This window comes from Acinetobacter endophylla (genome assembly GCF_053543775.1).
Genome location: NZ_JBLVOM010000245.1, coordinates 36,056 through 48,442, shown reverse-complemented (window position 1 = coordinate 48,442; position 12,387 = coordinate 36,056). Strand labels below are relative to the sequence as shown.

Here is a 12,387-nt window from a genome sequence, read left to right as displayed (position 1 = left end):
TTAGGACAGCGACTATGTACAGCGCAGCACAGTTTAATCTTTCCCCTTATACCTCGTTCATGCATGAAACCAAGGTTGATCTTGGCAATGGGATCCAACTACATGTCGAGGTTGGTGGAAATCCGGAACATCCCACCATTTTGCTGATTATGGGGCTGGGTGGGCAAATGCTGTACTGGCCTGACTTTTTCTGTAAGTCACTGATTGACAATGGTTATCACATCATCCGTTTTGATAATCGTGATATTGGCCTGTCTTCAAAAGTTCATCACAAAGGTCCACGCCTGAATACTCTGAAAATGATGAGCCGGTTTGTGCTGGGTCTGGGTAATCAGGGTGCACCTTATGATCTGTATGATATGGCCGAAGATGTCAGTCTGTTGATTGAAAAAATGCAGCTGGAACAAGTCTATGTGCTGGGTGCTTCGATGGGCGGTATGATTGCCCAGATTCTGGCCGCGCGTTATCCGGACAAAGTCAAAAAACTGGGCTTACTGTTTACCAGTAATAACCAGCCGATGTTGCCACCGCCCTTCCCTAAGCAACTCTTTAGTTTGATTGACAAACCGGCTTCAACAGATGAAGATGGCATTGTTGATCATAGTTTGAAACTGTTTAAGATCATCGGCTCACCAGGTTATGTCAATCATCTGGAAGCGGTGCAGACCGCCCGTAAATTATATAAGCGAAGTTACTATCCTGCTGGTGTACTTCAACAGTTTTTAGCAATATTATGTACAGGCTCATTGCTGCAACTGGACAAGCAAATCAAACAAGAAACCCTGGTGGTCCATGGTTCTCGAGATCGATTGCTGCCTCCTAGCCATGGCAAGGCCGTTGCGAAAGCAATTTCAGGGGCTAAATTTGAATTAATTGATGGAATGGGGCATGATATCCCACCGCATTTTATTCCATATCTTAGCGAATTATTTGCTGATCATTTTAAATCATAAACATTAGGACACTATGGCTGCATTACCATCCCTAAGACAGCTGTCATACCTCGTAACACTGTCAGAGACGCTACATTTTACAGAAGCTGCTCGCCGCTCCTTTGTCACCCAGTCTACCTTGTCTGGCGGCATCATGGAGCTGGAGCGTTTACTCGGTGGCGTACTTGTTGAACGCGACCGCCAGAATGTTCGTTTAACGCCTCTTGGTGAACAAGTGGTTGCACGCGCACGTGTTCTACTGGCCGATGCTCAGGACCTAATGCGTTTAAGTCGTGAGATGAGTGAACCTTTAACCGGTGATCTACATCTCGGCGTCATTCCAACAATTGCACCTTTCCTATTGTCCCAGCTGCTGGATGAAGTGCATAAGCAATTACCAAAAATCCAGTTGCATCTGCATGAAGCGCAAAGTGAAAAGATTGTAGAAAAGCTGGAACATGGCAACCTGGATATGGTGGCTTTGGCATTGCCTTTCGACACCCGTGGTCTGAAAGTTGCTGAAATTGCCAAAGAGAATCTGTATCTGGTTTACCAAAAATCTGATCAGCATGCTGCACAAGCAAACTCTTTAGAAGATCTGGATCTGTCTCGCCTGATGTTACTTGAAGAAGGTCATTGCCTGCGTGATCATGCCTTGAGTGCCTGCCCGATTGGTGAGCGTAAAAATGATCACCGTTTAAAAGCCAGCTCACTGCCGACTTTAATCGAAATGGTGTCTGCAAATCTGGGCTTTACCCTGCTGCCTGAAATTGCGATTCATACCAATATGGTGAAAGCCAATCCTGAGATTCAGGTAAAAGCGATCGATTCAGCCCCAAGTCGTACCCTGGCATTGGTAACCCGTAAAAGCACACCGCTGCAAAGCGAGTTTGATGTGCTATTACAGATTTTCCAGAAAATCACTCAGCACGATGCTGCCTGATCTATAGATAATAAAAAGGAGCACATGTTGCTCCTTTTTTATATCTTGAATTGAATGCATCCAGTCCGCCTAGAAACTTAGAATCTCTACATTTCAGCTAAATCACTATTCTTTGGGATAGGCATTTGCATCTGCCTGATTCACAGTATAGCTCTCTATCGCATCTACAGGATCGCGTTTTATTGGCTAGCCTTTTGCCTGCACCGGTTTTAGTGATTCGTTCACCGACTGGACTCGACCTGTCAAAAATCCAGACCGTGCTACAGCAACTCGGCTATCAGCCAGATATGCTGCTGTATGCGGACAATATGCTGTCCGCACAATCCATGATTACTGAACATCTGCCCAACCTGATTCTTTATCATGCAGCAACAACTTCAGAGATCAGTTTGATCCTTCAGCTGAAACAGCAAAGCCCGTACCCGCCTGTTATTGCCATATTCAATACGGATTCCATAGCAACGATCTATTCTGCTTTATTATCCGGAGCAGATAGCTATATGCAGCATCATGATTCATTACAGCAGTTCGCTGAGAGTCTAAAAATTGTCTTACGCGGCGGAGCCTACATTCATACTGAACTGGCAGACTATATCCTGCACCAGCCCATTGCTAAAACCTGTCTTAACCTCGCTGAATTGCAGTTATTAAAATTATTGAGTCAACATAAATTGCAAGCCGAGCGACAAGATCAGCTCGAGATGAAAGATTATCAGATGTATAGTCGGGTCAAACACATCTATCGAAAACTGTTCAGACTCAGCTTGAACAGTTAAATTCTATGTTTGGAATAAAAAAGGGGCTGAATATTCAGCCCCTTTAAATACTTAAACTTATTTAAACAGCTCTAACAGAATACGTTGTGCATTATGCGGTTTGTTACCTTCTTTTGGCTGTGCCCGCAGCCAGGTGCCATCACCTTGCAATAACCAGGATTGCTGATTGTCTTTCAGGTAATTCAACAGACCTTGTTGATAGATACGTTTTTTCAAGGCTTCATCTTCGACCGGGAAACAGGCTTCGACCCGATTAAACAGGTTACGATCCATCCAGTCTGCACTTGAACAGTAAATACGTGAATTGCCATTATTGCTGAAATAATACACGCGGGTATGTTCCAGGAAACGTCCGACAATTGAACGCACCCTGATATTTTCCGACAGACCAGGCAACCCCGGACGCAAACTGCAAATCGAGCGAATAATCAGGTCAATCTGCACCCCCGCCTGAGAGGCTTCATAGAGTTTGTTAATCAACTGCATTTCGGTCAGCGCATTGACTTTGACAATAATCTGCGCCGGTTTCCCTGCTTGAGCATAGGCAATTTCATTATCGATATAGTTCAGTAACTGGGCATGCAAGGTAAATGGCGCATGTAGCAGCTTTTTCAGCTTGGCCATTTTCCCCATACCGGTCAGTTCCTGGAAAATACGATGCACATCTTCACACAGATCCTTATCCGTCGTTAACAGACCATAATCGGTATAGATTCGCGCATTGCCGGCGTGATAATTACCGGTGCCCAGATGCACATAACGCACCAGTTTGTTATTTTCCCGGCGCACGACCAGAATCATCTTGGCGTGAGTTTTGTAACCGACAATGCCGTAGACCACGACCGCACCCGCTTCTTGCAGTACATTGGCGACTTCAATATTGGATTCCTCATCGAAACGCGCACGCAATTCAATGACTGCGGTGACTTCCTTGCCATTACGAGCAGCTTCAGCCAGCACCTGGACAATTTCAGAATCTGGCCCACTACGGTATAAGGTCTGCTTGATCGCCAGCACTTGCGGATCGCGTGCCGCTTCACGTAATAATGAAATCACCGGCGCAAAAGATTCAAAGGGATGATGCAGCAAAATATCCTGCTTCTGCATCGCACTAAAAATATTTTCAGATTTTTTCAGTACTTTGGGAATGATCGGCGTATGCGAGTCATAACGTAAATGTGGACGCTTAAAGTTAGACAGCAAACGTGCCAGATTGACCGGGCCAGCAACTTTATAAAGCTGCTCGTCGTCCAGATCAAATTCATTGAGCAGATATTCATAAATATGCTGCGGACAATTTTCTGTCACTTCGAGACGTACCGCACGACCAAAACGGCGTGAACTGAGCTCGCCTTTGAGCGCCTTGGCCAGATCTTCGACATCTTCATTCAAGGCCAAATCGGCATTTCGAGTGACACGGAACTGATAACAGCCAGTCGCCGTCATCCCCGGGAACAGATCAGACACATGCTCATGAATAATCGCCGACAGCATCACATGATGTTCTTTTCCATCGGTCAGTTCATCCGGTAAACGCACCACGCGTGGCAGTGAACGCGGTGCAGGTACCACAGCCAGATCAATCTGACGGCCAAAGGCATCTTTCCCTTCCAGCGTGACAATAAAGTTCAGTGATTTATTCACCAGTCGCGGGAATGGATGCGCTGGGTCTAGGCTGATTGGCGTGAGGACGGGAGCCACCTGCTCCTGAAAATATTTTTTGACCCAGGCAGATTGTGCTGGGGTCAATTCACCACGGCGCAAGAAGCAAATATCTTCCTCACGCAATTTTGGCAAAATTTCTTCATTTAAAATACGGTATTGACGTTCAATGGCGGCATGCGCCGTTTTAGAAATCTGTTCTAAAACCTGCTTTGGAGTCAAGCCATCCGGACTCCGGCTTTCATTGTCCAGATCCAGTTGTTCCATCATCCCGGCGACCCGGATTTCAAAAAACTCGTCCAGATTACGCGAGAAAATCAACAGGAAATTCATGCGTTCGAGCAATGGATGTAAAGGATCGACAGCCTGTTCCAGGACACGTAAATGGAAGTCTAGGATAGACAGTTCACGATTAATATAACGATCATTATATGTATATTCGGGCTGTGCTGAAGTTGTGCTGGCTGCCGTATTCATATCAAACCTATGCGGATTTAAAATTGTGCTTATCGCTCCAAGTATGCTTCAAATTGATGACAATTTCATAAAAAAAAGCCCAAATAATTGGGCTTTCTCTTCAAATCATCAATTAAGGTAATTCTGCATAGCGCATATAGCGCTGAATCATCCGCTTACGTGCATTTAATGCAGAGGAATTGCGATGATCCTGGAAATATTTCGGATTGGTCAAAATGGCAGCCAGAAAGATGGCTTGATCCCGGGTCAGGCTTTGCGCAGTTTTACCAAAATAATGTTTGGCCGCCGCTTCAACGCCGTAGATATTTTCCCCGAACTCAATCGAGTTTAAATAGACTTCCAGAATCCGTTCTTTCGACCACATGCGTTCCATCATCCAGGTCGCGACAGCTTCTTGTCCTTTACGTACAAATGAACGCTTGTTGACAAGGAAGAGGTTTTTCGCCAATTGCTGGGAGATTGTCGAACCACCGGCCACTACACGGCCCTGATTTCTGTTCTTATTCAGCGCAGTTTGAATTCCGTCCCAGTCAAAACCATGGTGATGAATAAATTTTCCATCTTCTGCAGTGACGATGGCACGTTTCAGATTCAGGCTGATTTCGTCATAGGGACGCCACTGATGCTGAATCGCTTTGGAAGGTTCTGTCCAGTAATCAATCCGCATCATCATGGTAGTGTTCACCGGATTGGTTCGCCACCAGGCCAGACTGGCAAAGATCCACAATTGAACCAGCAGAATCACACTGACGATGACGAGCATCGTGCGGATCAGAAAGGCTTTCATGTCAGTGCGTTACTCCTGAAAATTTAATTTTTCGTGTTAAGCTTATTCGAAATATACAATCACAGCAAAAAAATAGCATGTCTGAATACTCTCCCCCTGTCGAACATCGCAAACTTGAAATGCATCTCTGGTGGATCACCGCCATCTTAATCGGGATCAATGTTGGATTATTTGGCTGGCAAGCCATCAATGGCATGGATGTTAGCCAGCCGAGTACCCGAGACGCTATTCTCTGGGGTGCCGATTATGCACCTTTAACCTATTTAGCGGAACCCATGCGCTTGTTTAGCAGCATGTTTTTTCATTTTGGCCTGATTCACCTGATGTTGAATATGTGGGCCTTGTATATTTTTGGTAGTGTTGCCGAACAACTGTTTGGCCGGATGTATTTTATTGGCCTGTATGTGTGTGCCGGACTGATGGGCAGCCTGCTCAGTGGCTATATGAACATTCAGGACAGCTATAGCCTGATCGAAGGCGGTGTGGCTAATCCCGATTTATTGCCTGCAGTCAGTGCCGGCGCATCTGGTGCTGTGATGGGACTCGGGGCTTCACTTACGGTGCTGGCCTTATTGCCAATGCTGCCACAGCAACGTTTTATTCTGGATAAAAAAACCCTGGTGACGGTGATGGGTCTAAACCTCGCGCTGGGCTTTATGATCAGCGGAATCAACAATGCCGCACATATTGGCGGCATGCTGATGGGGGCTTTTCTCACCTTGCTCTGGTACATCGGGCAAAAAATGCAGCGTAGCCACCTGTTCAATCTGATTGCCCTGCTTGTCGGTTTCGGCCTTTGTGTGATGCTTTATCAACATAACTTGGCCTTACTCGAACCCATTCGTCCACTGTGGCAAGAGATTCTGGAAATGATGCAACAGCAACTAAAACTTTAACTTTCAGTCAGTTTAAAACCGCGGAGATGAATCTTATTGATTCATCTCGCGCAAGCTTTGTAAAGGCGGAATATCCGACAGATAACTCAGACGATATCGGCCAATCAGCGCACATAAAGCGGTCATAAAGATCGGCAGGATAATCCAGATTTCCCAATGCGGCTGAATCATTAAATCCATTTTATAACTGGCAATCGCACTGATCACTTCGGCAAACAGGCAGGAAACTATTCCGGCAAACAGCCCAATAAAACCAATTTCCAGACTCATCATGGTTTTCAGTTTCTGCTTGGAACTACCGAATGATCGGAGCAAAGCTACTTCACGTTTGCGTTCGTCCATCAACAGGTTCAAACAGGCCATCAGCACCAGAAAACCGGAAATGCTGACCAGTACTGCCAGAATGGTCACGATTTGCACTAGCACATTCACAATGCGTTTGATCTCTTCCAGAATCAGGCTGACATCAATAAACACCGTGTTGGAAAATTGCTGGATCACAGACACCAGTTTGCCCTTATCTACCTCCGGGACATAAAAACTGCCCAGATAACTGCCGGCATTGGCATCCATGGTATTGGGTGCAAAGATAAAGAAAAAGTTGGGACTAAAACTTTCCCATTCGACGGTTCTTAGATTAACGACTTTAGCTTCCAGTATCCCTTCCGGCAGGCTGAAACTGAGTTTATCTCCAATCTTGATCCCTAACTCTTCAGCAGTATTGGCTTCGACCGATACGGTGCCGACTTGTTTTAATACCGCGTCACCACTGACAATCACATTATCCTGAGGATAGCGGTTTGACTGGGTCAGATTCAGCTCACGTCTTAAAGTATTGCTACTTTTAACCAACTCTTCGGCAAATGGCTGATCATTTTTGGCGACCAGACGCCCACGGACATTTGGATATAGCGGTGTGCTTTTCCAGCCATTCTGCTCAAGTTGGGCTTTGAGATCCGGCATATCAAAAGGCGGTAAGCCATAAACAAACTGGTTCGGCGTACCTTCCGGTAACTGTTGCTGCCAACGATCTAGCAGATCGGTACGCAAGACTGCCAATACTGTAATCAGGCTCAAGCCCAAGGCTAAAGCCGTAATCTGCAAGGCGGTCTGAGAAGGTGTGCGTACATAGGCTGACAGATTCAGCTTCATATTCCGCAGCAGTTTCAACACCCCCCATACCGTCAGATACAACACCGCACATAACACAATAATCGCGCCAATCACCCAGGCGGTCAGCAAAAGATTTTCAGTCAAAATCACACTAAAAATAATCAGGCTGAGCGTTCCGGTCAGCAGCATCCACAGCATAGATTGCACTGATTTTTCCTGCTGGCGGATCACCCGAATCGGTGGCGTATTCAGCAGTTGCAATAAGCTTGGCATCACAAAACCGAGTAACACTACAGCACTGGTCAGCATCGCGACCGGCAATGGGCCGAGCAACATTGCGATAGCGGAAAACTCAATCTGCAAATTCGGAATCAGCTGCAACATCAACTGTAACAGGCCATAACCCAGACTGATCCCGACCACGGTACCAATTAGCATCGCAATCAACAGCACCATCCCGAGTAAAGCCAGATAAGCCGACAGAATCTGCTGCTTGGTGGCACCGATACAACGCATCAAGGCAATATGATCCTGATTCTGCTGCACATAGCGCTGCGCGGTTAAGGCTATAGCAATCCCGCATAATAGAATGGTCAGAATATTGGCCAGTTGCAGGAAAGTGTCCAGATTGGCGATTGGCTTCATCAAGCGGGTATTGCCTTCACTGGCATTGCGTAACCTGAGACTGCTTTGCTCCTCAAACTCCTGCCCTTGTACTTCCGCTGGCGTTTCAGCCGAGCCGTTTGCTGACTTGACCTGCTGCTTGAACAGGGCTTCATATTGTTGGGTATCATCCGGACGGCCAGCCATGAGTAAGCGATATTCAATCCGGCTCCCTACCTGAATGGCATTAGTTCGTGACACATCCGCCTGGGAGATAATCACCGTTGGTGAAAATCCGGAAAATCCAAGCTCCTGATTGGAGTCCTGTTCAATCTTGGCGGTGACTTTGAATGCTGCATCGGCAATATTGAGCTGATCCCCCAATTTGACTTTGAGCAAATCCATGGCTCGTGGACTGAGCCAGATTTCACCAGACTGAATCGACTTTTTTGCCGGTTGCACCCGCAGTTCGCCACGCAAAGGAAAAGCCTGATCAATGGCTTTGACATTGACCATGACAAACTGCGCATCGGTATAGGCCATACTGCTAAAGAAAGTGACTTCTGACTGCTTTAAATCCAGCTGCTTGGCCTGATCACGCCACTGCTTTGGCAACGGCTCATTATCTGAAAGCACCAGATCACCAGCCAACATTTCTGCTGCCTGCAAGGCGACTGCATTTTGGATCTGCTCGTTACTAAACTTGAGTGCAGTAGTCGCACTGATCGCCAGTGTTAAGGCAATAATCAGCAGATAAATCCCGGTGGTTTTAAAGCTTTGCGTCAGTAAAGGACGAAATAATGGATTCATTTCATCCTCCACTCGGATGTTCAATCAGCTCGCTATTCAGCAGTTCAAAATGCCGCTGACACTGCTGTGCCAGTTTGCGATCATGCGTGACCAGCACCAAAGTCGTCCCCAGTTCCTGGTTTAGTTGAAAGAGTAGTTGTTCAATTTCTCTGGCCGTTTCACCATCGAGATTGCCTGTAGGTTCATCGGCAAAAATGATTTTTGGTTCACTGACCAGTGCACGAGCGATGGCTACACGCTGTTGTTCACCGCCAGACAGTACTTTCGGCGTTTGCTGCGCCTGTCGATCCAGACCGACTTTATGTAGTAATGCCAACGCCTTTTGCTCAGCTTCTGCATATTTAAAACCAGGTTGCAAACGTAATGGCAGCATTACATTTTCAAGTGCAGTCAGGTGCGGTAAGAGCTGAAAAGACTGAAAGACAAACCCGATATTTCTTAAACGTACCAGTGCACGTTGTTCTTCATTCAAGTTAGACACTGATTCGCCACAGACCATAAGCTGACCTGAACTTGCCTGATCCAGTGTCGCCAGAATACCCAGTAATGTGGATTTTCCGGAACCGGAACGACCGGTAATTGCCACCTGCTCCCCGGCCTGAATCTCCAGATCAAGATCCTCAAAAATGGTGAGCTGTTTTTGTGAAAGTTGTATCTTTTGTGTCAATTTCTGGGCAGAAATAATAGCCTGTGGCATGATGGTCGAATCGTTGCTGCTTTGAATCATACGTGTCCTATATGAAAGATCTTAATCAGAAAACTCGGCTATTGCCTTACTTTTTTTTGCTCAGTCTGTGCCTGTTACCTCTTGGGGTTTCAGCAAAGACGATTATGATTTTAGGTGATAGTTTAAGTGCAGGTTATGGTATCCAGCCCCAGCAAGGCTGGGTACATTTATTACAAAAGCGTTTAGAGCAACAGTATCCGAAACAGCATAAAGTGGTCAATGCAAGTGTCAGTGGCGAAACCACCAGCGGAGCACTGGCCAGACTACCAAAATTGCTGCAGACGCATCGTCCAGACCTTGTGGTCATTGAGTTAGGTGGCAATGATGGCTTGCGTGGACAACCACCGCAAATGATTCAAAAAAATTTAGCCAGCCTGATTCAACAGAGTCAGAAAACCAAAGCCAAGGTCATCGTATTTGGTATGAAAATGCCGCCTAATTACGGGCAGGCCTATAGCAAGGCTTTTGAAAATAATTATAAAGTGGTGAGTCAGCAATATAAGGTGAAGTTATTGCCCTTCTTTATGCAAGGTGTCGCCGGTAATAAAATATTGATGCAAAAGGATCTGATTCATCCGAATGCCAAAGCACAGACGATCCTGTTAAATAATGCTTATCCGTATATTAAAGGCGCTTTATAAAGCGCCTTTAACTTATTTTAGAATGTATTCAGATGAATCGTGATTAGAAGTCGAAGAATATCACTTCACCAGTTTCCAATGAATATTCAGCACCCACGACTTTTAATTTTCCTTGTCCGATCAGGTTTTCCAGAACGGCTGAACCATGACGCAACTGATTTACCGAAGCAAATACGTTGGAACGTACTGCATGCTTGGATAATTTTGCCAAGTCATTTTTCAGTTCAGTTTGCATTAAAGTTTCCACGGAAGGACGTACGCGGTTCACAATCGACATCAGGTTTGCCGATGGCGGGCAATCTGGGCACATCAAGGTATCAATAGTGGCTTTAATCGCACCACAGTGACTGTGACCTAACACCACCACAATCGCGCAATCATAACGTGCCGCAGCAAATTCAACACTGCCGACCTGTGAGGGTGCAACAATATTACCTGCAACACGAATCACAAAAAGATCGCCGAGACCCTGATCAAAAACCATTTCGGCTGGAACGCGCGAATCTGAACATCCCAAAACAATCGCAAACGGATTCTGATCCTCTGCCATTTCTGCGCGCTGTTGGTGGCTAAGTTGTTTTGGATGCGTGGTATCGCCACTGACAAAACGTTGGTTACCCTGTCTAAGACGTTCTAAAGCTTCTTGAGCTGTGAGCATTCTTTTCTATCACCGATGGTTTTAGTTGCAATATCTTACTGCCAGTTTTTTTGAATGTCACTTGCAAAAAATCTTAGCTGATTAAATTTTTAGCATTTATTTAATTTCATTTCCGCAGGGAAATTATGCGCAATACATCACACTTTCCAGCCATTTAATGCAATCTAGCAAAAAACTAATGGGTGACAAGCGCAAGGATTGATTTAAAATAGGGTGAAGAATAATGTTTTTATTTGAATGAAAATTGCAAATTTATAACATGGAAGTATTTTGATTGAGCAATTTGCTCACTGGGTTTGTTTTGGGGAATGGCCAATGAAGAAAATAATAAAATTGCGCTCGAAAATGATCTGTTCAGCCTTGGTTGCCTTAAGCATGGCATTACCGGGCCTGACACAGGCTCAAATACTGTTTAGCCAGAAAAATGAAACTTCTGCCAAAGTCTTGCAGCAGCATCTGTTGCAAGAACGTAATCTTGCCGGACTCAAATCCAAGACCCTCAAAATTGGCGAGGTCACCTGGAGCTATAGCGAAGGCGGTGCCAAGAACAAACCATCCATTCTACTGATTCATGGTCTGGCCGGCACCCGTGACAACTGGAACCGGGTCGCGCAGTTTCTGACGCCCTATTATCATGTCATTATTCCGGATCTGCCGAGCAACGGCGACACCAAAGTTCCGGACAATTTTGATGTTTCTGTGCCCAATGTGACCTCTCAGCTACGTTTATTTATTGAAACCTTAAATGTGGACGAGAATTTACATATTGCTGGACATTCCTTGGGTGGTTCGATTGCCACAGTCTATGCCTCGCAATACCCTTTCGATACGCAAAGTCTTTTTTTAATCAATAGCGCTGGCCTGTATAAAATGGGGAATACGCCCTATACCAAAGATCCACAGGCCTTAAAAGATCTGATCGTCAGCAAACCCGGTGATCTTCAAGATGTTTCCAAACAGCTGATGCAGAACCCGCCAGTGATTCCTTATCAGTTGCGACATGCACAGGAAAAACTGCTGATTTCACGCGCTGAACAAACCAGTAAATCAATTGATCAGGTGGTGATGCTAAACCGGATTTATACACCGGAAACCTTCGCCCGCCTGACCCGCACGGTCGAAGCGCCAACCTTGATTTTATGGGGCAGACAGGATCGGATCATTAATGTCGAAGTGGTCAAAGAACTACATGCCCTGCTGAAACGTGCCGAAAAACCGGTGATTCTAAATAATGTCGGGCATATGCCGATTCTGGAAGCAGAAAAACAGGTCGCACAACATTATTTGCCTTTTCTGGCCAAGACACAGACCCTAAAAAACCCGCTTGCTGATAAACTCATTCCTTTAAATTAAGTTTCAGAG

Annotated in this window: 11 protein-coding genes; 6 read left to right on the top strand and 5 right to left on the bottom strand. The window is 45.7% G+C overall.

The genetic code is table 11. The features are described 5' to 3' along the window. The first annotated feature begins 14 nt into the window (after positions 1 to 14). The 3 genes from estB to ACNPNW_RS11680 all read left to right on the top strand — a co-directional run bounded on the left by estB (position 15) and on the right by ACNPNW_RS11680 (position 2,651). Positions 15 to 953, top strand: a complete 939-nt coding sequence (gene estB / locus ACNPNW_RS11690) for an esterase EstB (RefSeq protein WP_004646272.1) — start codon at positions 15 to 17, stop codon at positions 951 to 953. A 13-nt stretch (positions 954 to 966) separates the two neighbouring features. Further along, the gene (oxyR, locus tag ACNPNW_RS11685) at positions 967 to 1,875 is read left to right on the top strand and encodes a LysR family transcriptional regulator OxyR (RefSeq protein WP_005096255.1); all 909 of its coding nucleotides are present in this window, start codon (positions 967 to 969) and stop codon (positions 1,873 to 1,875) included. Between the two features lie 182 nt (positions 1,876 to 2,057). Next, complete coding sequence (locus ACNPNW_RS11680; RefSeq protein ID WP_420937220.1) at positions 2,058 to 2,651, top strand: response regulator; 594 nt, start codon at positions 2,058 to 2,060, stop codon at positions 2,649 to 2,651. 57 nt (positions 2,652 to 2,708) lie between these two features. Here the strand turns inward: ACNPNW_RS11680 and ppk1 are convergent, their stop codons facing one another. After that, positions 2,709 to 4,790: a polyphosphate kinase 1 gene (gene ppk1 / locus ACNPNW_RS11675; RefSeq protein WP_420937221.1), complete on the bottom strand. Its 2,082-nt coding sequence runs from the start codon at positions 4,788 to 4,790 to the stop codon at positions 2,709 to 2,711. 112 nt (positions 4,791 to 4,902) lie between these two features. After that, positions 4,903 to 5,577, bottom strand: coding sequence for a monofunctional biosynthetic peptidoglycan transglycosylase (gene mtgA, locus ACNPNW_RS11670; RefSeq protein ID WP_155861858.1), 675 nt, complete (start codon positions 5,575 to 5,577; stop codon positions 4,903 to 4,905). Positions 5,578 to 5,654: 77 nt separating this feature from the next. Between mtgA and ACNPNW_RS11665 the strand changes: the two genes are divergently transcribed. Next, entirely contained in the window at positions 5,655 to 6,473 is an 819-nt protein-coding gene (locus ACNPNW_RS11665; protein WP_168386777.1) for a rhomboid family intramembrane serine protease, read from the top strand. Positions 6,474 to 6,506: 33 nt separating this feature from the next. Here ACNPNW_RS11665 and ACNPNW_RS11660 read toward each other — a convergent pair whose 3' ends face one another. Beyond that, complete coding sequence (locus ACNPNW_RS11660) at positions 6,507 to 8,999, bottom strand: ABC transporter permease (RefSeq protein ID WP_420937222.1); 2,493 nt, start codon at positions 8,997 to 8,999, stop codon at positions 6,507 to 6,509. Position 9,000: 1 nt separating this feature from the next. After that, on the bottom strand, positions 9,001 to 9,726 hold the full coding sequence (locus ACNPNW_RS11655) for an ABC transporter ATP-binding protein (protein ID WP_420937223.1): 726 nt from the start codon (positions 9,724 to 9,726) through the stop codon (positions 9,001 to 9,003). Positions 9,727 to 9,737: 11 nt separating this feature from the next. On the opposite strand from ACNPNW_RS11655, the gene ACNPNW_RS11650 reads away from it, so the two are divergent. Continuing rightward, positions 9,738 to 10,367, top strand: a complete 630-nt coding sequence (locus ACNPNW_RS11650; protein ID WP_420937224.1) for an arylesterase — start codon at positions 9,738 to 9,740, stop codon at positions 10,365 to 10,367. Positions 10,368 to 10,410: 43 nt separating this feature from the next. Here ACNPNW_RS11650 and ACNPNW_RS11645 read toward each other — a convergent pair whose 3' ends face one another. Continuing rightward, the gene (locus ACNPNW_RS11645) at positions 10,411 to 11,025 is read right to left on the bottom strand and encodes a carbonic anhydrase (protein WP_420937225.1); all 615 of its coding nucleotides are present in this window, start codon (positions 11,023 to 11,025) and stop codon (positions 10,411 to 10,413) included. A gap of 315 nt (positions 11,026 to 11,340) precedes the next feature. On the opposite strand from ACNPNW_RS11645, the gene ACNPNW_RS11640 reads away from it, so the two are divergent. Then, positions 11,341 to 12,378: an alpha/beta fold hydrolase gene (locus tag ACNPNW_RS11640; protein ID WP_420937226.1), complete on the top strand. Its 1,038-nt coding sequence runs from the start codon at positions 11,341 to 11,343 to the stop codon at positions 12,376 to 12,378. The last annotated feature ends 9 nt before the right edge of the window (positions 12,379 to 12,387 follow it).